Source organism: Arthrobacter sp. B0490, assembly GCF_002929355.1.
Classification (GTDB): domain Bacteria; phylum Actinomycetota; class Actinomycetes; order Actinomycetales; family Micrococcaceae; genus Arthrobacter_D.
Genome location: NZ_PJIR01000017.1, coordinates 1 through 22,669, shown reverse-complemented (window position 1 = coordinate 22,669; position 22,669 = coordinate 1). Strand labels below are relative to the sequence as shown.

The 22,669-nt window shown below is 70.7% G+C and carries 19 protein-coding genes; 13 read left to right on the top strand and 6 right to left on the bottom strand.

The genetic code is table 11. From position 1 onward, the window contains the following. The first annotated feature begins 3 nt into the window (after positions 1 to 3). The 9 genes from CXQ97_RS16825 to CXQ97_RS16785 are packed head-to-tail and all read left to right on the top strand — an operon-like array spanning position 4 to position 10,756. Positions 4 to 504 carry a hypothetical protein gene (locus CXQ97_RS16825; RefSeq protein WP_104182041.1) on the top strand — a complete coding sequence of 167 codons (501 nt, stop codon included), beginning with the start codon at positions 4 to 6 and terminating at the stop codon, positions 502 to 504. Continuing rightward, positions 501 to 2,729, top strand: a complete 2,229-nt coding sequence (locus tag CXQ97_RS16820; protein ID WP_104182040.1) for a TRAP transporter fused permease subunit — start codon at positions 501 to 503, stop codon at positions 2,727 to 2,729. Before CXQ97_RS16825 ends, CXQ97_RS16820 begins: the two co-directional genes overlap by 4 nt. After that, complete coding sequence (locus CXQ97_RS16815) at positions 2,726 to 3,979, top strand: MFS transporter (RefSeq protein WP_104182039.1); 1,254 nt, start codon at positions 2,726 to 2,728, stop codon at positions 3,977 to 3,979. Before CXQ97_RS16820 ends, CXQ97_RS16815 begins: the two co-directional genes overlap by 4 nt. Continuing rightward, positions 3,976 to 4,881: a dihydrodipicolinate synthase family protein gene (locus CXQ97_RS16810; RefSeq protein ID WP_104182038.1), complete on the top strand. Its 906-nt coding sequence runs from the start codon at positions 3,976 to 3,978 to the stop codon at positions 4,879 to 4,881. Before CXQ97_RS16815 ends, CXQ97_RS16810 begins: the two co-directional genes overlap by 4 nt. Continuing rightward, positions 4,881 to 5,654 carry an SDR family oxidoreductase gene (locus CXQ97_RS16805; RefSeq protein ID WP_104182037.1) on the top strand — a complete coding sequence of 258 codons (774 nt, stop codon included), beginning with the start codon at positions 4,881 to 4,883 and terminating at the stop codon, positions 5,652 to 5,654. The genes CXQ97_RS16810 and CXQ97_RS16805 overlap by 1 nt, the downstream gene beginning before the upstream one ends. A gap of 32 nt (positions 5,655 to 5,686) precedes the next feature. Further along, positions 5,687 to 6,571: a fumarylacetoacetate hydrolase family protein gene (locus tag CXQ97_RS16800; RefSeq protein ID WP_104182036.1), complete on the top strand. Its 885-nt coding sequence runs from the start codon at positions 5,687 to 5,689 to the stop codon at positions 6,569 to 6,571. Positions 6,572 to 6,602: 31 nt separating this feature from the next. Then, the gene (locus CXQ97_RS16795; protein WP_306740178.1) at positions 6,603 to 7,817 is read left to right on the top strand and encodes a CaiB/BaiF CoA-transferase family protein; all 1,215 of its coding nucleotides are present in this window, start codon (positions 6,603 to 6,605) and stop codon (positions 7,815 to 7,817) included. 4 nt (positions 7,818 to 7,821) lie between these two features. Then, complete coding sequence (locus tag CXQ97_RS16790) at positions 7,822 to 8,982, top strand: acyl-CoA dehydrogenase family protein (protein WP_104182035.1); 1,161 nt, start codon at positions 7,822 to 7,824, stop codon at positions 8,980 to 8,982. A 7-nt stretch (positions 8,983 to 8,989) separates the two neighbouring features. After that, on the top strand, positions 8,990 to 10,756 hold the full coding sequence (locus tag CXQ97_RS16785; RefSeq protein ID WP_104182034.1) for an IlvD/Edd family dehydratase: 1,767 nt from the start codon (positions 8,990 to 8,992) through the stop codon (positions 10,754 to 10,756). A gap of 55 nt (positions 10,757 to 10,811) precedes the next feature. Here the strand turns inward: CXQ97_RS16785 and CXQ97_RS16780 are convergent, their stop codons facing one another. Then, the gene (locus CXQ97_RS16780) at positions 10,812 to 13,679 is read right to left on the bottom strand and encodes an FAD-binding and (Fe-S)-binding domain-containing protein (protein ID WP_104182033.1); all 2,868 of its coding nucleotides are present in this window, start codon (positions 13,677 to 13,679) and stop codon (positions 10,812 to 10,814) included. 70 nt (positions 13,680 to 13,749) lie between these two features. Here CXQ97_RS16780 and CXQ97_RS16775 point away from each other — a divergent pair, with 70 nt between their 5' ends. Continuing rightward, complete coding sequence (locus tag CXQ97_RS16775; protein WP_104182032.1) at positions 13,750 to 14,460, top strand: fumarylacetoacetate hydrolase family protein; 711 nt, start codon at positions 13,750 to 13,752, stop codon at positions 14,458 to 14,460. Next, on the top strand, positions 14,457 to 15,149 hold the full coding sequence (locus CXQ97_RS16770; protein WP_104182031.1) for a GntR family transcriptional regulator: 693 nt from the start codon (positions 14,457 to 14,459) through the stop codon (positions 15,147 to 15,149). The genes CXQ97_RS16775 and CXQ97_RS16770 overlap by 4 nt, the downstream gene beginning before the upstream one ends. Before the next feature lie 99 nt (positions 15,150 to 15,248). Here CXQ97_RS16770 and CXQ97_RS16765 read toward each other — a convergent pair whose 3' ends face one another. Both CXQ97_RS16765 and lhgO read right to left on the bottom strand, forming a co-directional pair. After that, positions 15,249 to 16,325 (bottom strand): Ldh family oxidoreductase, encoded by a 1,077-nt coding sequence (locus tag CXQ97_RS16765; protein WP_104182030.1) that lies wholly within the window; start codon positions 16,323 to 16,325, stop codon positions 15,249 to 15,251. After that, complete coding sequence (gene lhgO, locus CXQ97_RS16760) at positions 16,322 to 17,512, bottom strand: L-2-hydroxyglutarate oxidase (protein ID WP_104182029.1); 1,191 nt, start codon at positions 17,510 to 17,512, stop codon at positions 16,322 to 16,324. Before lhgO ends, CXQ97_RS16765 begins: the two co-directional genes overlap by 4 nt. 140 nt (positions 17,513 to 17,652) lie before the next feature. Here lhgO and CXQ97_RS16755 point away from each other — a divergent pair, with 140 nt between their 5' ends. Both CXQ97_RS16755 and CXQ97_RS16750 read left to right on the top strand, forming a co-directional pair. Then, complete coding sequence (locus CXQ97_RS16755; protein WP_181035126.1) at positions 17,653 to 18,366, top strand: substrate-binding domain-containing protein; 714 nt, start codon at positions 17,653 to 17,655, stop codon at positions 18,364 to 18,366. Positions 18,367 to 18,459: 93 nt separating this feature from the next. Beyond that, positions 18,460 to 19,629 (top strand): MFS transporter, encoded by a 1,170-nt coding sequence (locus tag CXQ97_RS16750; RefSeq protein WP_104182027.1) that lies wholly within the window; start codon positions 18,460 to 18,462, stop codon positions 19,627 to 19,629. On the opposite strand, the gene CXQ97_RS16745 is transcribed toward CXQ97_RS16750, so the two are convergent. The 3 genes from CXQ97_RS16745 to CXQ97_RS16735 all read right to left on the bottom strand — a co-directional run bounded on the left by CXQ97_RS16745 (position 19,626) and on the right by CXQ97_RS16735 (position 22,245). After that, entirely contained in the window at positions 19,626 to 20,654 is a 1,029-nt protein-coding gene (locus CXQ97_RS16745; protein ID WP_104182026.1) for an ion channel, read from the bottom strand. The genes CXQ97_RS16750 and CXQ97_RS16745 overlap by 4 nt on opposite strands. A gap of 217 nt (positions 20,655 to 20,871) precedes the next feature. Further along, positions 20,872 to 21,702, bottom strand: coding sequence for an SRPBCC family protein (locus CXQ97_RS16740; RefSeq protein ID WP_258062696.1), 831 nt, complete (start codon positions 21,700 to 21,702; stop codon positions 20,872 to 20,874). A 102-nt stretch (positions 21,703 to 21,804) separates the two neighbouring features. Beyond that, positions 21,805 to 22,245 carry an iron chaperone gene (locus tag CXQ97_RS16735; RefSeq protein ID WP_104182025.1) on the bottom strand — a complete coding sequence of 147 codons (441 nt, stop codon included), beginning with the start codon at positions 22,243 to 22,245 and terminating at the stop codon, positions 21,805 to 21,807. Positions 22,246 to 22,669 lie beyond the last annotated feature (424 nt).

Sequence of the window (22,669 nt, the reverse complement as noted above, 5' to 3'; positions counted from 1 at the left end):
GCCATGCGGAAGCCGGCCGCCGTCGTCGTCTCCCTCGCATGCCTCGGCATGCTGGGAGGAGGGTTCGCGAGCGCGTCCGCGCAGCCGGACGCGTCCATCAGCATCACCAACGACGACGGCGAGCTGGCGAGCGTTCCGCTCACCGGAACCAGCTTCTCCGTGAGCTACCGCAACTCTCTCTACGGCACCCGAGCCGAGGAACGCTACGTCCTCGGACCGGACGGCACCTTCGTGCTCGACCAGATCGCGGCAGACCAGCTCGCGGTGCTCGAGGAGTACTACGCAGTTCCCGGCGTCCCGTCGGCCGCCGGGGAAGGTGACCGCCGGCAATGGGTCGTGGAGCCGGACCCGGCGAGGCCCGCCGTGTTCGAGGAGCTCTCGATCGCGGCGACCGACCTCGGACAGCGCACCCTGCACGTGCAAGGCGCTCCACCACTCGAACTGTGGAGCCTAGTCGACGACGACAACCCGTTCGTCGAGCTACATCTCAAGGAGAGACCATGACCGAGCGACCAGACGGCAACGGCGCCGTGAAGGCGCATGCTTCAGACCCCGCCCCCACGCACAAGGCGCCCGGGCATGCGGACCTCGCGCGGGCGAAGGAGGACGATCCGATCAGCCCCCTCGAGCGGGAGGACGTCATCGACGAAGAGGCGCTGATCGCCGAGTTCGAGGCGGAGAAACCCGCGCGGCACCTCACCGGGCTCCCCTCCCTGCTGATCAAGATCGCCGGCGCGGGGCTCTCGCTCCTGGCCCTCTACTGGGTGTTCAACCCCATGCCGACCCAGTTCTACCTCCCGCTGTTCCTCGGGATCGGCCTGTCCCTGACCTTTTTGGTCTACCGGGGCTGGGGAAGATCGGAATCCTCGAAGGCGAGGAGGGCGGGCGACAACCCGGGCATCGTCGACTGGGCCCTCGCGCTCGTGGCGCTCGTACCGTTCCTCTACATCATCTCCGACTGGGACGGCTTCTTCCGGCGCGCGATCACCCCCACCTACCTCGACCTGGCCATGGGCGTAATCGCCATCCTCGTGACCCTCGAGGCGTCCCGCCGGACCGTCGGAATCCTCGTGCCTCTGGTGGTCGTGGGCTTCTTCGCCTACGCGTCCTTCGGCTCGCTCGTCCCAGCCCCGTTCAACACCTCGTCCTTCAACTGGGTCCGCCTCGTCGGCCACAACGTCATGGGCACGCAGGGGCTCTTCGGCGTCCCCACCGATGTAGCGGCGACCTACATCATCCTGTTCACCATCTACGGGGCCGTCCTCGGGGCATCCGGGGCCACCAAGTTCTTCATCGACCTCTCCTTCTCGGCCTTCGGCCAGTCCAAGTCCGGGCCGGGCCGCACCGTGACCCTCGCCGGGTTCCTGCTCGGCACGGTCTCGGGCTCGGGCGTCGCGACGACCGTCACCCTCGGCGGTATCTCCTGGCCCCTGCTCCGCAAGGCCGGCTACCCGAAGGAGCACGGCGGTGCCATCCTCGCCGCCGCCGGCATCGGCGCCATCATGTCCCCGCCCACCCTCGGTGCGGCAGCCTTCATCATCGCAGCCCTCCTCGGTGTCTCCTACCTCCAGGTGCTCATCTGGGCCACCATCCCCACCGTCCTCTACTACTTCGGCATCATCCTGGCCATCGAGATGGATGCACGCCGGTTCAAGACCCGGGCCGTCGACTTCGACGTCAAGCCCGTGGGCAAACTGCTCCTGCGTTTCGGCTACCACTTCAGCTCCCTCGTCGCCATCGTCGTGTTCATGGCCATGGGCATGACGCCGTTCCGTGCGGTCGTGTACGCCACGATCCTCGCGTTCGTCCTCAGCTTCCTCGACCGCGCCTCCTGGATGACCCCCCGACGCATCTTCGATGCCCTGGCCACCGGCGCCACGGGAGCGCTGTCGGTCATCCCCGTCATGGCCGCAGCAGGACTGATCGTCGGCGTCATGACCCTGACCGGCCTGGGCCTGAAGCTCGCCAACATCATCGTGGACTTCGCCGGCGGCAGCCTGCTCCTGACGGCCGTCTTCTCGGCCATCTCGGTGATCCTGCTGGGACTGGCGGTCCCCGTGACGGCGAGCTTCATCATCTCGTGGGTCATCATCGGGCCCGCCCTGCAGGACGTCGGAGTGCCCGCGTACGCCGCGGCGATGTTCATCTTCTACTACTCGGTCCTCAGCGAGGTCTCGCCCCCCACGGCGCTCTCGCCCTTCGCCGCCTCCGCCATCACCGGCGGCAAGCCGATCAAGACCATGTGGCTCACCTGGCGCTACACCCTCTCGGCGTTCCTCGTCCCGTTCATCTTCGTACTCTCCGGATCGGGCGTCGGGCTGCTGCTGCAGGGCGGGATCGCCACCATCGCACTGGCCTTCGCCGTCTCCCTGCTGGCGGTGGGCGCGCTCGCCGTCGCGACCGGAGCCTGGCTGTTCGGCCCCGCCCGCTGGCCCGAGCGGATCCTGCTCGGGCTCGGCTCGCTGCCGATGCTCGTCATGGAGCCCATGTACATCGGCATCGGAGCGGCGATCATTACCGTTGGCGTCGTCGTGCATCTCATCGGCCTCAGGATGCACGGACACCGCACGGACGAGGACGAAGCACCCGCCGACCTCTCCGCGTCCGGCGCTACCGGCACCCCCGGCACTCCCGCCGTGGGTGGTTCCACGGCCGTCGGCCAGACCCCCCGTACCGGGACGGACGGCACTGCGGACGGGACCCACCGCACGGGAGCCGACTCGTCGTGACTCCCGCACAGCCGCCGGGCGCGGGCGGCACCCTGTTCCAGGCGGTCACCGTGACCACCCTGGGCGTGCTGCCCGCGTTCCTGGTCGGCGCCCTCGCCGTGCAGATCCGGGACGATCTGGACATCGGTCCTGCCCAGATGGGCATCGCCGCCGCCACCCTGTTCGCGGTCTCCGGGGTCGCCGCACGGCGGCTCGGCCGGCTCGTGCAGCGGATCGGCGCGGCGAGGGGGGTGATGGCCTCCGCCGTCCTGGCCGCTGTCGCCCTCGGGGGAGCCGGCCTGGCGCCGACGTTCGGGGTGCTGATCGCAGCGCTCGTGGTGGGCGGCCTGGCCAACGGCCTGGCGCAGCCCGCCGCGAACCTCGGGATCTCGCGGGCGGTGGCTCCCGGCCGGCTGGGGCTCGCCTTCGGGATCAAGCAGTGTTCCATCCCCGCCGCCGGCCTGATCGGGGGCCTCGCCGTCCCGGGCATCGCCCTGGTCCTGGGCTGGCGGTACGCCTTCGCGCTGGGCGTCGTCCTGGCCGTGGCGCTGGCCCTGTGGGCCGGCCTCACCGCGCAAGGACCGGACCGCCCGATGACGGGACCGGCCGCACCGGCCGACCGGGGGACCCCCCGGCGCGGACTCGTGCTGCTGGCCGTCGGTGCCGGCCTCGCTGCGGCGGCCGCCACCTCCATGGGGGTGTTCCTCGTCGATTCGGCCGTGGAATCCGGGATGTCGCCCAGCGCGGCAGGGTACCTCTTCGCCGGCGCCGCGCTGCTGGGGCTCGTGATCCGCATCGTGCTCGGCGCCGCCATGGACCGCTACCCCGAACGCAGCCCCTACATCCTGGTGGCCAACCTGCTGACGATCGGCGTGGGCGGTTACGTCCTCCTGGCCTTCGGCTCCTCCGCCGCGTTCCTCTGCGGAGCGCTGCTGACCTACGCCGCGGGTTGGACCTGGCCCGGACTCGTCCACTTCGCCGTGGTGCGCGACAACCGGCAGGGCGCCGCGTCGGCCACGGGAGTGCTGCAGACCGGGCTGTCCCTCGGCGCTGCGGCCGGCCCCCTGCTCTTCGGTTTCCTCGTCGCCGCCACCTCCTACCGGGTCGGCTGGCTGACCGCCGCCGTCGTCGCGCTGCTGGCTGCCGCGACGTTCCGGCTCGGCCGCCGGACCATCCGCGCAGCGCGGTCGGCGGCAGCGGCTCCGCCCGACACCACTCCCCATCCGGCCGCCAACGCTGGAGGAACTCCCCTGAAAGGAACATCCCCATGACCGAACCGCTCCCGCACCTGTCCCCCGGACTCTGGGGGGTGCTGGCCACACCGTTCAGCGGAGCCGACCTCGCCGTCGACACCGACTCGCTCCGCCGTGAGGTCCAGCTGTACACCGGGCTGTCCGCCACCGGGATGGTGGTCCTCGGAGTCTTCGGCGAGGGCGCGTCGCTGACCGCCGCCGAGCAGTCCCTCGTCGTCGGCACGGTCGCCGACGAGGCGGGAAGCACCCCGCTCGTCGTCGGGCTGTCCGCCCGCACCACCGCCGTCGCCATCGAGCAGGCCTCCACCGCCGTGACGGCCGCCGGCAGCAACCTCGCCGCGCTCATGGTCCAGGCGAACACCGGCGACCCGGACGTGCTGGCCGCCCACCTGACGGCCGTCCACCGCGCCACGGGTGCGGGCATCGTGCTGCAGGACTACCCGGTGGCCTCCGGCGTGAAGATCACCGCCGAACAGATCCTGCGCGTCCTGGACCAGTGCGAGTTCATCGTCGCCGTGAAGTCGGAAGCGCCCCCCACGGCGTCCGCGATCGCGAAGCTGACCCGCTCCACGGACGTCCCCGTCTACGGCGGGCTGGGCGGCGTGGGCCTGCTGGACGAACTCACGGCGGGTGCGGCCGGTGCCATGACGGGGTTCTCCCACCCCGAAGGACTGCAGATCGCGCTGACGGCCTTCGCCGACGGCGGCTTCGCCGGTGCCCGCACCGCCTTCGCACCGTGGCTGCCCCTGGCGAACTTCGAGGGCCAGCCCGGCGTGGGCCTCGCCCTGCGCAAGGAGATCCTGCGCCGTCGTGGGATCATCGCCGACGCGGCGGTCCGACCCCCCGCACCCTCGTTGCCCCGTGAACTCGCGGACCTGATCGACGCGCACCTCGACGCAGTACGAATGGAGATCGCCTGATGGATACCGGACTGACCGGAAAGAACGTGCTGGTGCCGGGAGCGAGCTCCGGGATCGGCCTCGCGATCGCGCAGGCACTCGGCGCCGAAGGAGCGAACGTCGTCCTCGCCGCCCGCCGCGAGGACGTGGTGAAGGCCGAAGCGGCCCGCCTGCCCTCGGCCGTCGGGATCGCGATGGACCTCGACGACGACGGCGCGCCGGCCGCGCTGGTGGAGGCCGCGGAGCACGCCTTCGGGCCGATCGACGTCCTGGTCCTCAACAGCGGCGGGCCTCCCCCCGGCGGTGCTGCCGACATCACCGATGTGCAGGCCCTCGCCGCCGTGAACCAGCTGCTGCTGCAGCACGTGCGGCTCACCTCCCTGGCGCTCCCTGGCATGAGGGAGCGCGGCTGGGGGCGGATCGTGGCCGTCGGATCCAGCGGTGTGCAGCAGCCGCTGCCCAATCTCGCGCTGTCGAACCTGGGCCGTGCCGGACTCGCGGGCTACCTGAAGACCCTGGCCGCCGAGGTCGCCGCCGACGGCGTGACCGTCAACATGGTCCTTCCCGGCCGTATCGACACCGAGCGCGTCGCGTCGCTGGACGCGGCCGCGGCCAAGCGGACCGGCGCCACCCCCGCCGAGGCGCGAGCCGCGTCCGAGGCCGGCATCCCGGCCCACCGGTACGGCACTCCCGCCGAATTCGCCGCCGTCGTCACCTTCCTGGCCAGTGCGCCGGCCTCGTACGTCACCGGAGTACAGATCCGGTGCGACGGCGGCATGGTCCGCGCCTACTAGATCCCCGTCCCCCGATCCGAAAGGGCAGCTCCATGGCTCCCAGCATCCTGCACCTCTGCTCCATCACCTCACCGGGCAGCGACCCGGGGACTCCCGGCGCCGAGACGGCGGCCGTCGTCCATCCGCGGCGCGGGCTCGCACGGGTGCACGACCTCCTGCCCGGTTTCACCGGCGACATCCTCGAGGTCCTCACCGGGGATCTCCTCGGGCAGCTCGACGCCGCGGCCGAGACCGCCGACGACGGCGTCTTCAGCGACCCGGAGGCCGCCGCCTACGGCGCCCCCTACCGCCACCCCCGCATGCTCTGGGGCATCGGGCTGAACTACGTGGAGCACGCCTCCGACCTCTCCGAGGGCGTGCCCGAGGAACCGGCGTCGTTCATCAAGGGCGACCACACCGTCATCGGCCCGGGCGAGGCCATCCCCATCCCCGTGCAGAGCGAGCGCACCACCACCGAAGCGGAGGTGGCGGTGGTCATCGGCAGGTACTGCCGCGACGTGGAGCCCGAGGACGCACTGGACTACCTGGCCGGCGTCGTACCCGTGCTGGACCAGACGGCCGAGGACATCCTGCAGCGCAACCCGCGGTTCCTGACCCGCTCCAAGAACTTCCCGGGCTTCTTCTCCTTCGGCCCCCGGATCGTGCCGCTGGCCGAAGCCGTGGGTGACGGGACCCTGGCCGACATGGAGGTCGCCACCGTGGTCAACGGCGAGGTGAGGCGCAGCAACACGGTCTCCCACATGCGCTACGACCCCGCGTACCTGATCAGTTTCCACAGCAAGGTGATGCCGCTCTACCCCGGCGACATCATCTCCACCGGGACACCCGGCGCCATCCACGTCACCCCCGGGGACACGGCCGAGTGCCGCGTCTCCGGCGTCGGCGTGCTCAGCAACCCCGTCACTGCGTCCAGCTAGGGCTGCAGACACACTTCTCGAAGGACGCATCTTGAGCACGAACACGGAAAACCCGCCGGACGGCACGGCACCGGAGGGAAGCCCCCTGCCCGGTCCGCTGGAGGGGCTGAAGGTGGCGGATTTCTCGCGGGTACTCGCCGGACCGTTCGCCTCCATGATGCTCGCCGATTTCGGGGCGGACGTCCTGAAGGTGGAGAGCCCGGCCGGGGACGACACGCGCTCCTGGGTCCCGCCGGTCGACGAACACGGCGTGGGCACCTACTTCTCCAGCGTGAACCGGAACAAGCGCTCGGTGGTCTGCGACCTCGCCACCGAGGAGGGACTGGCGCGGGCCCTCGCCCTCGCACTGGAAGCCGACATCGTCATCGAGAACTTCCGCCCGGGGGTCATGCAGCGTTTCGGACTGGACTACGCATCCCTCGCCGGGCGGCGACCGGACCTGGTGTACTGCTCCATCACCGGGTTCGGCAGCACCGGCGGAGCGCACCTGCCCGGTTACGACCTCCTCGTCCAGGCCGTGGGAGGTCTGATGAGCGTCACCGGCTCGCAGGACTCCGAGCCGAGCAAGGTGGGGGTGGCGCTCGTGGACGTGGTCACCGGCCAGAACGCCGTGGTGGGGATCCTCGCCGCCCTGCGTTCCAAGGAGGCCACTGGTCGGGGCCAGCGCGTGGAGGTCAACCTCCTGTCCTCCCTGCTCTCCGGGCTGGTCAACCAGGCATCGAGCACACTGGCCACCGGCGAGGCGCCCCAGCGGATGGGGAACGCCCACCCCAGCATCGCGCCCTACGAGACCCTGCAGACGGCCGACGGCCCCTTGGCGATCGCCGTCGGGACGGACAGGCAGTTCGAGGCGCTGGTGCGCGTCCTCGGGGTACCGGCACTCGCGGCCGACCCCCGTTTCCGGGGCAATGCGCAGCGCGTGGCGCACCGCGACGCCCTCAAGGTCCTGCTCGAGGAGCAACTCGGCACCAGGAGCGCCGCCGAATGGGCACAGCTCCTCAGTGCGGCGGGGGTGCCCGCCGGTAAGGTCAATTCCGTCGCCGAGGCGCTCTCCCTCGCCGAGGACCTGGGGCTGGCCCCGGTCATCGAGATCACCGACGCCGCCACCGGACGCACCAGCCAGCAGGTGGCCAACCCGATCCGACTCTCCGCGACCCCCGCGAACTACACGCGGGTGCCCCCGCTCCTCGGTGAACACGACGGAGCAACCTTCACGCCCCACCTCCAGCCCGCTACCGGAAAGTAGACCCATGACCGACCCTTCGGACCTTCTCGACATCGACGCACTGCTCACCGACGACGAGCGTGCCCTGCGTGACCGCGTGCGCGGCTTCGTGGACTCCGCCATCAAGCCGAACATCGCCGACTGGTACGACCGCGCCGAGTTCCCCCTGGAGATCGTGCCGCGCATGGCCGAACTCGGGCTCCTCGGCATGCACATCAAGGGCTACGGCTGCCCCGGCCGGAGTTCCGTCGAATACGGGCTCGCGGCCCTGGAACTCGAGGCCGGCGACTCCGGGCTACGCACCTTCGTCAGCGTGCAGGGCTCCCTGGCCATGAGCGCCATCGCGAAGCACGGCTCGGAGGAACAGAAGAACGAATGGCTGCCGAGGATGGCCGCCGGGTCGGTGATCGGCTGCTTCGGCCTCACCGAGCCGACCGGCGGTTCCGACCCCGGCAGCATGCTCACCTTCGCCCGGCGGGACGGCGACGACTGGATCCTCAACGGCAGCAAGCGGTGGATCGGGTTGGCCTCGGTGGCGCAGGTGGCCATCATCTGGGCGATGACCGACGACGGCGTCCGCGGGTTCGTGGTGCCGACCGACAGCGCGGGGTTCAAGGCCACCCCGATCCTGCAGAAACTCTCCATGCGCGCCTCGATCCAGTGCGACGTCGAGCTCACCGACATCCGGCTGCCCGGCACCGCGCTGCTCCCGAAGGCGAAGGGGCTCCGCGGCCCCTTCGAATGCCTCAACGAGGCCCGGTACGGCATCATCTGGGGCGCGATGGGAGCCGCGCGCGACAGCTATTACGCCGCACTCGACTACTCGAAGGAGCGCCTGCAGTTCGGCAGGCCGCTGGCCGGCTACCAGATCACCCAGCTCAAACTCGTCAACATGGCCCTGGAGATCAACAAGGGGATGCTGCTGGCCCTGCAGGTGGGACGCCTCAAGGATGCGGGGAAGCTGCAACCCCACCAGATCTCGGTGGGGAAGCTCAACAACTGCCGCGAGGCCATCGAGATCTGCCGCGAGGCCCGCGCGATGCTGGGCGGGAACGGCGTCACCCTCGACTACTCCCCGCTGCGCCACGCGAACAACCTGGAGAGCGTGCGCACCTACGAGGGGACCGACGAGGTGCACACGCTGATCCTCGGCAACCACATCACGGGCATCCCGGCGTTCCGGTAGCCGCCCGATGACTGGATCTGCTGCTCCCGCCGGCCGGGCCTCCGGGATCCGGCGCGGCCTCACGAGCTACGGCGACGCGGAGTTCTCGCTCTTCCTGCGCAAGGCGTTCATCAAGGGTGCCGGATACTCCGACGACGCGCTGGACAAGCCGGTCATCGGGATCATCAACACGGGCAGCGGCTTCAACCCGTGCCATGGCAACATGCCCGCGCTGCTCGAGGCCGTGAAGCGCGGGGTGCTGATGGCCGGCGGCCTGCCGGTCGACTTCCCGACCATCTCGCTCCACGAGAGCTTCTCACAGCCCACCAGCATGTTCCTGCGCAACCTCATGTCGATGGACACCGAGGAGATGATCCGCGCCCAGCCCATGGACGCCGTCGTCCTCATCGGGGGCTGCGACAAGACGGTACCCGCGCAGCTGATGGGCGCGGCATCGGCGGGCGTCCCGGCGATCACGCTGGTCACGGGGTCGATGCTGACGGGCGGGCACCGCGGGCAGCGCGTCGGTGCGTGCACCGACTGCCGCGCCTTCTGGGGGAAGTACCGCAGCGGCGAGATCGATCGGCAGGAGATCGACGACGTCAACTCACGGCTCGTGGGGAGCGTGGGCACCTGCTCGGTCATGGGCACGGCCAGCACCATGGCCTGCCTCACCGAGGCCATGGGCATGGCCCTTCCGGGGAGTGCGAGTCCGCCCGCCGTGACGGCCGACCGCGTGCGGATCGCCGAACGGACCGGGACCGAGGCCGTGGCCCTCGCCGCCCGTGGCACGGACATGGGCACCATCCTCACGCAGGAGGCCTTCGAGAACGGGCTGAGGGTCCTGCTGGCCATCGGCGGATCCACGAACGCGATCATCCACCTGACCGCCGTCGCCGGCCGCCTCGGGATCCGCCTCGAGCCGGAGGACCTGGACCGGATGAGCACGGAGACGCCCGTCCTGGTGGACCTGAAGCCGACGGGCACCTACTACATGGAGGATTTCCACCGGGCCGGCGGCGTGCCCGCCGTGCTGCGCGAGCTCGGGGACCTCATCCATCGCGACGCCCCCACCGTGACGGGCCGCACCCTGGGCGAGGAACTGGACGCCGCGGGGCCCGGCTTCCCCTCGGACATCGTGCGTCCGCTCACCGACCCGGTGTATCCGGAAGGCAGCCTGGCCTTCCTGCGCGGCAACCTCGCGCCGGGCGGTGCCATCATCAAGCAGGCTGCGGTGTCGGCGCACCTGCTGGAGCACACGGGCCGTGCCGTGGTCTTCGAGGACACCGCGGACCTCGCGGCACGGATCGACGACGACGCCCTCGACGTCGCCGCCGAGGATGTCCTCGTGCTGCGGAACATCGGCCCCGTCGGAGCGCCCGGCATGCCGGAGGCCGGTTACCTCCCCATTCCGAGGAAACTGGCGGCGCAGGGGGTGAAGGACATGGTGCGTATCTCGGACGGCCGCATGTCGGGTACCGCCGCCGGCGCCGTCGTCCTCCATGTCACACCGGAGTCCGCGATCGGCGGGCCGCTGCGGCTCGTGCAGAGCGGCGACACCATCACCCTGAGCGTCAGCCGCCGCCTGATCCACCTCGACGTCTCCCCCGAGGAACTGCGCCGCCGCGAGGACGCCCTGGGCCCGCCCTCCGCCCCGGTCGCGACGCGCGGGTACCGGAAGCTGTACGTGTCGGAGGTGACGCAGGCGGACGAGGGGTGCGACTTCCGGTTCCTCCAGAGCACCGCACTCCCGGAGCGGAGCGTTCCACGGAACCTGATCCAGGAGCCAGGCTGACGACGCCGGGCCCTCACCTGACCCACACCGCGCTCCGCCTCCGCCGCGGGTCCGCCTAGGGAACCTCGCCGGGTCGGGGGGGTGCCGCGGGATCGAGCAGCTGCGCCAGGTGGATGCCGCGGCGCTCGCTCAGGTCCTCGATCTGGGTGCGGCACGAGTACCCGTCCGCGAGTACCACGGCGTCCTCCGCGGACCGGATGGCCGGCAGGAGCTGCTGTTCGGCGATCGTGACCGAGATCTCGTAGTGTCCGCGTTCCACACCGAAGTTGCCGGCGAGCCCGCAGCACCCGCCCAGCTTCTGGACGGTCGCGCCGGCCCGCTCCAGCAGTGCCGCGTCGGGGCTCCAGCCCATGACGGCGTGGTGGTGGCAGTGCGGTTGCGCCACCACCACGGTTCCGTCCAGGGAGGGCGGCTCGTAGCCGGGGACTGTCCCCAGGAATTCCGCGAGGGTGTGCGTGGACCGCGCCACGGCACCGGCGGCCTCGGTTCCCAGCAGTTCCACGGCGTCCGATCTCAGCACGCCCGTGCAGGACGGCTCGAGGCCCACGATCGGGATGCCTTCGGCGACCGACCGGTTCAGCACCTCGACGGTGGAGTGCAGCGTCTTCCGCGCGGAATCGAGCTGTCCCGTGGAGATCCAGGTCAGCCCGCAGCACAGCGGCTTCTCGGGGAGCAACACTTCGTAACCCGCTGCTTCGAGGACGCGCACCGCGGCCCGTCCCACCTCGGGTGAGAAGTTGTCGGTGAAGGAATCGGCCCACAGCATCACGGGTCGGCCCGCAGGTGCAGGGCGCGACGAACGGCTCCGGAACCAGGAGTGGAAGGTCTGGGGTGCGAAGGCCGGGATGTTCCGGCGCTGGTCCACCCCTGCCATCCGCAGACCGGCCTGACGGATGCCGGGCAGGCGCATCAGGAAGTTCAGCGCCCGTGGCGCCCGCGCCGCAAGTCCGGCCCAGCGCGGCAACCAGCCCAGCGAGTAATGCGAGGCCGGACGCAGTCGGCCCTTGTAGCTCTGATGGAGCACCTCGGCCTTGTACGCCGCCATGTCCGTTCCCGTGGGGCAGTCCGACGAGCAGCCCTTGCAGGAGAGGCACAGGTCGAGTGCGTCGTGTACCTCTGCCGCGCGCCAGTTGGGCTTGCCCGCTCCGGCGGCGCGCCCCGTGGCGCTCCCGTTGATCATCTCCTGGAGCGCCCTGGCGCGGCCGCGGGTCGAGTCCTTCTCCTCGAGGGTGGCGATGTAGGACGGGCACATCACGGCGCTGTTGTCCGCGTGCGCCGCACGGCACAGGCCCACTCCCGTGCACCGGTGCACCGCCTGGCTGAAGTCGCCCGCATCCTGGTGGTAGCCGAACCCGAGACCGGTCCGCAACGGCCCGGCCTCCGCCACGCGCACGTTCGCGTCCAGGGGCTCGGGGTTCACGAGGATGCCGGGGTTCAGGATGTTGTCCGGGTCGAGGATCCCCTTCACCCGTCCGAAGAGGCCGATCGCCGCGGGCGAGTACATGAAGGGGAGGAGTTCGCTGCGGGCCCGTCCGTCCCCGTGTTCGCCGGAAAGGGACCCCCCGTAGCGGGCGACCAGTTCCGCCGCGTCGGTCAGGAACGCGCGGAATGCCGCCGCGCCGTCGTCGCGCTGGAACGGGAAGTCGAGGCGGATGTGGACGCACCCGTCCCCGAAGTGTCCGAAGGGGAATCCCGTGAGGGAGTGCACGAGGAGCAGCTCGTCGAACTCGCGGAGATAGTCCCCGAGGGTCTCGGGCGGCACGGCGGAGTCCTCCCAGCCGGCGTGCGCGGGGGCGCCTGCCGGCGAGCGCCCGGCGAGCCCTCCCCCGTCCTCACGGATACGCCACAGGGCGGCGGCCTGCCGCGCATCGGTGATGATCCTCGAGTGCCGGGCGGCGCCGATCCCGGCGACGAGCCGGGCGCGGTCGGCCACCTCGAGAGGGTCGTCGCCGGACACCTCGACGAACAGCCAGGCAGCACCACCCGGCAGCTCGGGGACGGCCTGCGGGCCCTTGCGGGACCGCACCACCTGGACGATCCGGGAATCCAGGCCTTCGCAGGCCGTGGGCGCGAACGGCAGCACCGCCGGAACGGCGTCGCCGGCGGCCCCGATGTCGGGGAAGCCCAACACCACCATGGTCTTGTGCGGAGCGTCGGCCACCAGGCGCACCCCCGCCTCCAGCACGACGGCCAGCGTCCCCTCGCTGCCGACGAGCGCCCGCCGCAGGTCGAAGCCGCGCTCCGGTAGCAGGTGCTCCAGCGAGTAGCCCGAGACCTGGCGCCCGAAGCGGCCCAGCTCGGTGCGGATCGTGCCCAGCTCCGCGCCGACCAGGGAGCGCAGCGCGTCTGTCTCGGCCGACGGCGGAGTGCCGTCCGCGCCCAGGTGGAGCCGCGTGCCGGACCCGGTGACGACGTCGAGGTGCGTCACGTTGTCCGCGGTGCGCCCGTAGGCGAGGGCGCGTGAACCGCACGCGTTGTTGCCGATCATCCCTCCCACGGTGCAGCGCGTATGCGTGGAGGGGTCGGGTCCGAACCGCAGGCCGTGTGCCAGCGCTGCCTTCTGCAGCGTCGCATGGACCGCCCCGGGTTCGACGACGGCGGTGCGGGCGTCCGCGTCGAGATCGAGGACGCGGTTCAGGTGCCGGCTGAAATCGACGACGACGCCGGGGCCGATCGCGTTGCCGGCCAGCGACGTGCCTGCGCCCCGGGACGTGAATGGGATCCCGCGTTCCCGGCAGACCTCGAGGGTGGTGAGCACCTCGTCCAGGTGCCGGGGGAACACGACGGCCGCCGGCTGCACCCGGTACAGTGACGCGTCGCTCGAGTAGACGGCCCGCGAGGTCGCATCGTCCCGTGCGTCCCTCACACCGCGGGCCTGGAGCTCGGGGACGAGGGACCGGGGTGCCGAAAGCATCATTGCCATAAGTAACATGTTAATCACTCGTGGTGCACCCCCGTCCCTGGTTCCGGCCACCAACCCTGCAAGGAGCTCCATGACGTACGTCCTCCCGGTTCCGACGCCCCCCAGCCTCCCGGTCAGTGGTGGCGGGACGCTCTTCCCCGTCCGGCGCGTGTTCTGCGTCGGACGCAACTACGGTGATCATGCGCGCGAGATGGGTGCCGATCCGAACCGGGAGCCCCCGTTCTTCTTCCTGAAACCCGCCGACGCCGTCTTCGCGCCGCGGCCGGCGGCCTCGGGGGATGCCCGACCGGTGGTCCCCTATCCGCCGCAGACCGCGGATCTCCACCACGAGGTGGAACTCGTCGTGGCGTTGGGGAAGGGCGGCGCAGCCATCGACCCGGCCGACGCCCTCGATGCCGTGTGGGGCTACGGCGTCGGAGTGGACCTGACGCGACGCGATCTGCAGTCCGAGGCGAAGAACCTCCGGCGCCCGTGGGACCTCGCGAAAGGCTTCGACTTCTCGGGGCCGTGTTCGCCCCTCAGCCCGGTCGGCGACGGAGTGCATCCCGACCGGGGCCGGATCTGGCTGAGCGTGGACGGCTCGCCGCGGCAGGAGGGTGACCTCGCCGACCAGATCTGGGCGGTGCCGGAGATCATCGCGCACCTCTCCCGGTCCGTCACCCTGCAGCCCGGCGACCTCATCTTCACCGGCACCCCGGCCGGGGTGGGGGCGCTGACCCGCGGCAGCACGGTGATGGCCGGCATCGACGGGGTCGCCGAGCTCTCCTTCACCATCGAGTGAGCCGGACACCCCCGCGTCAGACCACCCGGCAGCCCCTCGCCGACCGGGTCCACAGTGCGCTTCTCGGGCAGCTCCTCGACGGCAGTCGGGAACCGGACGAGGTGCTCAATCTCGTCTATCTCGCCCGGGAGTTCGAGGTCAGCCAGACTCCGCTGCGAGAGGCGCTTGCCCGGCTCGAATCCACGGGACTGGTGCTGCGGGAGGCCCACAAGGGGTACCGGGTGGCGCCGCTTCCCAGCATGGAGGATCTCCGGAAGATCATGGACGCCCGCCTGGTCCTCGAGCCGGCCCTCGCCTTCGAGGCGGCCCTGCGGGTGACCCCGGAGTTCCTCGACCGCCTGGCCGCGACCATCGGCCACCTCGAGAGTGGGGCCCACCTCCCCGGCAGCCCTCCGCTCACGAGCTTCCTCCGGGCCGACGAGCAGTTCCACGCGGCGATAGCCCACCAGGCCGACAACTCGTTCCTCGAGGACGCCTGGAAATCGTTCGGTGGCCAGGCACAGCGGTTCCGGTTGTATGCCAGGACAAGCTCGACGGCGCCCACCACCACCGTGGCCGAACACGGGGCGATCCTCGAGGCCCTGACCCGGCGCGACGCGGAGGGTGCCTCCTCCGCCATCCGGATCCACATCGAGAACGCGAAGGTCCGTGCCCTCCACGACCGCGAAGCGGTCGCCACGGGAGATTGAGGTCGGGAGGCGTGCCGGCATCGACGGATGAACCGAGGGATGCCGCGTCGACGGCCCGGGCGCACCCGCCCGAGGGTTCGGGAGACCCGCGCGAGGCGCCTAGGCGAGCGGCGTGAGGATCATCTCTGTTCCCGCCCTGCCGCAGATCCCCCGAAGCTGCTCGAGGAGGTTCTCCGGGATCGGGATACCGTCCCGGCCGCGGGCCGCACGCGCCGCGGCTTCCGGGCCGCCGGGAAGGATCACGTGGGGCTCGTCCCGCACCAGGAGGCGGACGAGATCGTCCACGTAGCGCGCGGTCTCGCCACCCTCGGCGACCCTCGTCGGATCGATCACCAGGACGAAGTGCCCGAGGTTGTCGCTGTCGGCGTCGTCGAACGGGAGCGCGCCTCCCGAGAACGCCGCGCTGAGCACGTTGACCATCAGGCTGAGGCCGAATCCCTTGTGCCCGCCGGTCTCGGAGCTGGAGCCGCCGAGTGGGGTGAGCGTCGCCGCGTGCGTGGTCAGCAGGGAGTAGGCGAGGGCGGCGTCGGTCACGGGATCGCCCGACCGGTCGCTGACCCAGCCGACGGGCAGGTCCCGTCCGCTCAGCGCATAGGCCTTCACCTTGTTCATCGCCACGACACTCGTGGACATGTCGACCACGAGCTCGCCTCCGCCCGCGCGGGGAGCCGCGAAGGCGATGGGGTTCGTCCCGAGGATCGGCGTCGTGCCGCCGAGCGCCGCCACTACGGGGGTCCGCGTCGTCGTCGTCATGAGGGCGACCAGGCCGCGCTGCGCCGCGCTGCGGACGTAGTGGCCGAGAGCGCCCAGGTGGTGCGAGTTGCCCACGGCCACCGCCCCGATCCCGCAGACGGCGGCCTTCCCGATGGCCAGCTCCAGTGCGTGGAGGCCCGCCGGATGCCCCAGGCCGGCGCCCGCGTCGACGACGGCGAAGGCCGGAGCGTCGCGCACCACCCGGGGGACGGCGTCGAGCTTCAGGCGGTCCTCGGACCGGAGTTTCTCGTACATCATGAGCATCGAGACGCCGTGGGAGTCGACGCCGGAGAGATCGGTCTCCACCATCACCGTCGCAGTGGCGGCTGCAGGCTCGCCCGGCATCCCCCAGGCGCGGAGCACGGCGACGATCTGCTCGTGCAGCTGGTCGGCGCCGAAGCGGTGCATGTCCTCGGAACTCATCGGTTCCGCTCCTCCATCTCGTCGGCGATGCGCCTGCCGATCTCCAGCGCGGCGGTCGCGGCCGGCGAGGGCGCGTTGAGCACGTGGATCTGGCGGGGCGCCCTGTCGAAGTAGAAGTCGTCGACGAGGTCACCGTTCCTGCGCATGGCCTGCGCGCGGACACCCGCGTGGGTCGGCACGAGGCTGTCGTCGCCGAGATCGGGGACGAGCTCCCGGAGACTCGCCAGGAACTTCTTCTGCGACAGGGAACGGGCGACCTCGGAGAGCCCGACCCTCCAGAATCTCGCGCCGAGCCTCCAGAGCCCGGGCCAGGCCGCGCTTTCGAGGACGTCCCGCGGATTGATCGTGAGCCAGGTGTACCCTTCACGCGCCAGGGCGAAGACGGCGTTGGGCCCCGCATGCACCCCGCCGCCGATCATCTTCGTCAGGTGGACGCCGAGGAAGGGGAGACTCGGGTCCGGCACCGGGTAGATGAGGCCGCGGACCAGGTGGGACTGGTCCCCGGTGAGCTCGAAGTATTCGCCCCGGAACGGGATGATGCGCACCTCGGGCGTGAGGCCGGCCAGCCGTGCGATGCGGTCGCTGTGCAGGCCGGCGCAGTTGATGAGCTCGTCGGCGAGGATCTCCCCGGCGGTGGTGGAGACGGTCACGGACCCGGCGCCGGCCGAGATCCCCACGACCTCGGTCCCCAGCCGGATCTCCCCCCCGGCCTCCTCGATGAGCCGTCCCAGGACGTCGCAGACACCCCGGTAGTCGACGATCCCCGTCGATTCGACCCGGAGGGCTGCGACGCAGGCGACATGGGGCTCGTAGCCGCGGGCCTCGTCGGGGGAGATCAGCCGGCAGGGCACCCCGTTGGCGAGGCCCCGCCGGTGGAGCTCCTCGAGCGCGGGCACCTGGTCCTGCCGGGTGGCGACCACCAGCTTCCCGCAGATGTCCACCGGCACCCCGTGGTCCTCGGCGAACCGGCGCATTGACTGCGCACCCGCGGTCCCGAGGGTCGCCTTGAGACTGCCCGGCGCGTAGTACAGCCCGGAATGGATGACGCCCGAGTTGTTCCCGGTCTGGTGGTCCGCCAGCCGGGGCTCCTTGTCGACCACTGTCACGCGATATCCGCGCAACCCCAGCTCGTAGGCGGTGGCCAACCCGACGATCCCGGCACCTACGACTACTACGGAGCTCTTCATTTCGTGTCCCTCGTCTGACATCGTCGTCGTACACCACAGCGAACCTCGCACAACTCTATATCTTTTACCCATAAGATATAGAGTTCGGTTCACGCGCTACCCGTCCCCCTGCATCGCAGACCGACCGAAAGGACCGGCCCGTGCCACCTGACCCGAGCCGCCCGCACCTCGACCTGCTGAGCTCCCTCGTCGTCCGCAAGGCCCTGGACGACGTCGTCATCCCGGCCTTCGAGCTGGCGTCAGGCCTGCCGGTCCGGGCGGAATACCTGCCGACGACCCTCCTCCTCGAGAAGCTCGCCGCCGGCGCCGCACCGGATGTGCTCATCGGGACCCGGGACGCGCTGCGCGACCTCGAGGCCTCGGGTGTCCTCGCCGGCGGGAGCGCGGTGCCCCTGGTGGAGTCGGCGATCGGACTCGGCGTGGCCCGGGGCTCCGATGCTCCCCCGATGGCGACCGGGAGCGACCTCGTCGACACCCTGCTCGGCGCCCGCTCGGTCGCCTTCTCACGGGCCGGGCAGAGCGGCATCTTCTTCCGGGAGCTGCTCCTCCGGCTCGGCATCGCGGAGGAGGTGCTCGCCCGTGCGACGGCCCTGGAAGCGGGCTTCACGGGCACGGCCCTGACGGACGGACGCGCCGATGTCGCCCTGCAGCAGGTCAGCGAACTGCTGTTCGTGGAGGGCATCGGGCCCGTGGTCCCCCTGCCGGAGGAGTTCCAGCAGCACACCGGGTTCTCCGTGGCCCTCGGCCCGGGCGCGGGAAGTAGGACCGCCGCACGACGACTCGTCGACCACCTGACGGACGGGCCGGCGCGGGACGCCTACACGGCGACCGGCCTGCAGAACATCAGCACCTGATCCGACGATGCCGTGGTGCCGGGAGGAAGCGCAGGACCCTGGGGTCGTCCGGTGACGGGCGGGCAGGATCGGCCCCGTGGGGGCCTGGCAGCCATGTGTGTCGCGCAGACCACGAGCTGGGGCCTGCTCTACTACTCGCTGCCGGTGGCCCTTGTCCCGATCAGCCGGGACACCGGGTGGTCCGTACCGGCGATGACGGCGGCGTTCTCGGCCGGCCTGATCCTCTCCGCGCTCGCCGGCGTGCGGGTGGGGCGCACCCTCGACCGGACCGGGCCGAGGCTCCTGATGAGCCTCGGCAGTGTCATCGGCGTCGTGGCATTGCTCCTGGTGGGCACCGCACCGAACTTCGCGGTCTTCGCCGGTGCGTGGCTGGTCGCGGGGTTCGCGCAGGCCGCGGTGCTGTACCAGCCGGCGTTCGTGGTGCTCACCCGCTGGTACGGGCCGCACCGGGTACGGGCCCTGACGACCCTGACCCTGGTGGCGGGGTTCGCGTCGACGGTCTTCGCGCCCGTCACCGCGGTGCTGGTCGACGCCCTCGGGTGGCGTGCCGCGTACCTCGTCCTGGCGGGGATCCTGGCGGCGGTGACGGTCCCGCTGCACTGGTTCTTCCTCAACGCGCACTGGTCGGCGGCCTCCGGACCGCCGACCCGCTCCGGGGCGCCGCAGGATGCCCGGGCGGTCTCGGGGAGCCGGCCGTTCCGCCTGCTGCAGGTCACGCTGGGCCTCTCGACGCTCGCCCTGTACGCGGTGACCTTCAATCTGATCGCCCTGTTCCTCGAGCGCGGGGTGAGCTACCGGAGCGCGGCGGTGGCCTTCGGCCTGATCGGGGTGGGGCAGGTGATCGGCCGGGTCGCCTATTCGGCCCTGCCCCCGGGCACGTCCGCCGTGACTCGGACCGTGGTGCTCTCGGCGGCCGGGGCCGGCTGTGCCTGGGCCCTGGCCCTGATCCCGGGACCGACGGGACTCCTCGTCGGAGTGGCCGTGATCACCGGGATGGTGCGGGGCTGCAACACCCTCCTGCTGGCCACCGCCGTCTCGGACCGGTGGGGGGTGCAGAACTTCGGTGCCCTGCAGGGCGTCTTCGCGGCGCCGGTGACCATGGTCGGCGCCCTGGCCCCGGCCGCGGGCCCGGCCCTGGCATCCGTACTCGGAGGCTACCCCGGCATGGTCGTCGTCATGGCGGCGCTCGCCACGGTCGGGGTCGTCACCGCGTCCCGCACCCGGGCGATCCCCGACCGGCAGGGAGGTGACCGCGGAGGCTAGCGTGCCAAGGCGCGGCTGATCTCGGCCGAGGAGAGCCTGCGCTCCCCGACGTAGTACAGGACGGCGTCCCTGGGCAGGTGCGTGTCCCAGTCGGGATTGATGACGGACCCCTCGTGCTGCACCGCGATCACCGTGGTGGCGAAGTTCCGTCCCAGCGCTTCCTGGACCTGACCGAAGTCGACCTGCGGAAGGGCTTCGGGAAGGCGTGTGCTGTAGGTGTTGCGGCCGCCGTGGCTCATGAGGTCCGCGTAGACGACGGCGATACCGGGATCCTGCAGCTCTTCGGTGGCGAGGCGGGGCGAGTGCCACTGGACGCAGCGGATATCGGCGGCGATGTAGGAGAAGTTGAGGGCCCGGCTCATGTCACGCAGCGTGACGACGGTGTGCGCCTTCGGATTCACGTGCGTGACGGCCACCGTGATCGCGAGCGCTTCGTTGTCGTCGCGGGCGTCGATGAGCAGGCGGGCGGCCCGGTGCACCCCGGCACGCCGCAGCACGCTCTCCTCGGCGAGGTCCCCGCGGACGAAACCGAGGCCGGGCTGCTCGGGCATCGGGTTCTCGGGGACGTCCTCCCAGGCGCAGAGGGCGATCGGTCGCGCGTCGTCGTCGAGCATCTCGTGGATCAGCCGCTCCGTGCGTCCGGGCGTGTAGCCCACGATCACGAGGTGATCCGCCATGTCCACGTGCAGGTGGCCCTTCATACGATGTCCCTTCGCATTCTCGATCGCCGTGGCGATCCGTGTGAACAGGGTGGTCAGGGTGACGATGCCGCCGACGATGACATAGACACCGACGAGGCGACCACCGACCGAGGTCGGGAAGAAGTCCCCGTATCCGACCGTGGCGGCCGTGACCAGGAACCACCACCAGTAGTTCTCCACGGACGTGATGGTGTTGTCGGACGGCTCCGCCCACACCATGAGGGGCCAGCTGGTGAAGAACACCGCGAGGATGATGAGCGCCGGCAGGACCCAGATCCGAGACCGCCCGAGGCCCCGGATCAGACGGATCAGTACGAATGGCACCGCGCGTTCCCTTCAGCCGAGACGATACCGCTCGACGATACCCTCCGCCGCCCGCGTGCCGCGTATCCGTTCGAGGAGGACCCGGACGGCCGGGGTGTCCGCCCCCAGGAACGTGGGCAGCCACCCACTCCTGATGGAGTGGGTGGCTGCCCGTGGTACAGGTCCCGCCCGCCGGGCGGCTGTTACCCGCCGTGCCGGTGGAGCCGTGCGTCGGCGGTCAGAGTGCCCCGCCCGTGGTGCGGTTCTTGTCCACCAGCGGATCGTCCAGGGCGTCCCTGGTGGCACCGGTCTGTCCGGCCTGCGACCCGGGAGTCACAGGATCGATGTCGTCCACGGGGAGGAGGGCCTCCTTGGTGCTGGGCGAGAGCACGCTCTCCTCGCTCGTGTACACCTCGGTAGCCGCGCCGTCGGCGGGTGTGATCGTGACGTCGCCGGCGGTGTCCTCGTTGTTCTTCTTGCTGGCCGCGACCCCGACCGCTGCAGCGGCTGCAGCGAGCCCGACGCCCGCAGCGACCTTGCCCGAGATCCCCGCCTTGCCGCCGTCCCCGCGGGAAGCAGCAGCAGCCTCGACGCCTGGCTCACCGGTGTCGATACCCGTTCCCACGGATCCGCGCCATGCGCCGGTGGCATACCCCTCATCCTCGATGAAGGCCTTGAAGCGGGTCAGGTCTGCCTCGGCCTGGTTCTCGACGACGTTGAGCTTGTCGCCGATCTTCTCGACCAGGCCCTCGGGCTCGTACTCGAGGACGAGGTGCACCTGGGTCTGTCCGCCTCCGACGTCCTCGAAGGAGACCGAACCGGCGTTCGTCGCACCCTCGGTCGCCGCCCACGACACCTTCGTGTCGGGAACCTGCTCCAGGATGGTCGCGTCCCACTGGCGGCGGACGCCGCCGATCTCCACGACCCAGTTCAGGCGCTCGTCATCGAGCTGCGTGACGGACTTGACGCCGCCCATGAAGTGGGGGAATTCTTCGAACTGGGTCCACTGGTTGTAGGCGATACTGACCGGGACGTTGACGAGGATTCTTTTTTCGACCTTCGTGCTCATGGCGTCTCCTTCATGTTGGGACAAGCTGCGGCTGGTGATCTGAACAGCGGCTCGCGCCATTCATCAGCCTGCTTAGTATACCGCGGGAGACCCGTTCTGTGCTCAATTCACCGCCTTCGCCACGATCCGGCGCAACTCCTCCTCCACCTCGGCGGTCCACGCGGTGATCGAGAAGGCGTTCGGCCAGAACACGCCGTCGTCCAGCATCGCGGCGTCGTTGAAGCCGATGGTCGAGTAGCGCGACTCGAACTTGGCCGCCGCCTGGAAGAACGTCACCACCTTCCCGTCGCGGGCATAGGCCGGCATGCCGTACCAGGTCTTGGGCTCGAGGTCCGGCGCGACGGCGGACACCAGCGCGTGGTACTTCTCGGCGAGCTCCCGATCGGGCTGCGGCATGTCGGCGATCTTGTCCTGGATCGCCTTCTCCCCCGCGGCCCGGCTCTTGCCCCGCTTCGCCTCCGCGCGCATCTCGGCCGTTCGCTCCTTCATGGCCGCGCGCTCCTGCTCGGTGAAGCCCTCGGTCGTGTCGGTCTGGCGTGCCATGGTCTGCCTCCCTCGATGTGGTCCGCGGGCCGCTGCCCGGCGATGCTCCCACCCTAGGGACGGCGCCCCTCCGTGGGTAGGGGTGCGCGGTACCCCACGGCGGTCGTCCCCGGCCGGCGTGCAGGGAGCCTCCCGGCAACACGGCCCGGATCTTCTCCGTGAGTCCGCCCTTCGACGTCCCACGCACAGTAGGCTGACGAGGCCGGGCCCGATGTGCGGGCGACGCTTCGACAGAAGAAGCCGCCCCGTCGTCCCGGCAGGTCTCACCGTCCTTTCGGACTCACCGCACCGTCGATGATCATCGTCACCTGCCGATCCTCTGCAGCGCCGATGCACCGCACACCTACTTGGGAGAACTTCCATGACCACCGCAAACACGCCCCACGCGGGCACCCGCACCAATGTCCAGAAAGCAGCCCTCGCC

What these genes read in the sequence shown, in the direction of transcription:
- CXQ97_RS16825 (WP_104182041.1), top strand. Translation starts at nt 4, where the DNA reads ATGCGGAAGCCGGCCGCCGTCGTCGTCTCCCTCGCATGCCTCGGCATG.
- CXQ97_RS16820 (WP_104182040.1), top strand. Translation starts at nt 501, where the DNA reads ATGACCGAGCGACCAGACGGCAACGGCGCCGTGAAGGCGCATGCTTCA.
- CXQ97_RS16810 (WP_104182038.1), top strand. Translation starts at nt 3,976, where the DNA reads ATGACCGAACCGCTCCCGCACCTGTCCCCCGGACTCTGGGGGGTGCTG.
- CXQ97_RS16805 (WP_104182037.1), top strand. Translation starts at nt 4,881, where the DNA reads ATGGATACCGGACTGACCGGAAAGAACGTGCTGGTGCCGGGAGCGAGC.
- CXQ97_RS16800 (WP_104182036.1), top strand. Translation starts at nt 5,687, where the DNA reads ATGGCTCCCAGCATCCTGCACCTCTGCTCCATCACCTCACCGGGCAGC.
- CXQ97_RS16790 (WP_104182035.1), top strand. Translation starts at nt 7,822, where the DNA reads ATGACCGACCCTTCGGACCTTCTCGACATCGACGCACTGCTCACCGAC.
- CXQ97_RS16785 (WP_104182034.1), top strand. Translation starts at nt 8,990, where the DNA reads ATGACTGGATCTGCTGCTCCCGCCGGCCGGGCCTCCGGGATCCGGCGC.
- CXQ97_RS16780 (WP_104182033.1), bottom strand. Translation starts at nt 13,679, where the DNA reads ATGGCAATGATGCTTTCGGCACCCCGGTCCCTCGTCCCCGAGCTCCAG.
- CXQ97_RS16775 (WP_104182032.1), top strand. Translation starts at nt 13,750, where the DNA reads ATGACGTACGTCCTCCCGGTTCCGACGCCCCCCAGCCTCCCGGTCAGT.
- CXQ97_RS16765 (WP_104182030.1), bottom strand. Translation starts at nt 16,325, where the DNA reads ATGAGTTCCGAGGACATGCACCGCTTCGGCGCCGACCAGCTGCACGAG.
- lhgO (WP_104182029.1), bottom strand. Translation starts at nt 17,512, where the DNA reads ATGAAGAGCTCCGTAGTAGTCGTAGGTGCCGGGATCGTCGGGTTGGCC.
- CXQ97_RS16750 (WP_104182027.1), top strand. Translation starts at nt 18,460, where the DNA reads ATGTGTGTCGCGCAGACCACGAGCTGGGGCCTGCTCTACTACTCGCTG.
- CXQ97_RS16740 (WP_258062696.1), bottom strand. Translation starts at nt 21,702, where the DNA reads ATGAGCACGAAGGTCGAAAAAAGAATCCTCGTCAACGTCCCGGTCAGT.
- CXQ97_RS16735 (WP_104182025.1), bottom strand. Translation starts at nt 22,245, where the DNA reads ATGGCACGCCAGACCGACACGACCGAGGGCTTCACCGAGCAGGAGCGC.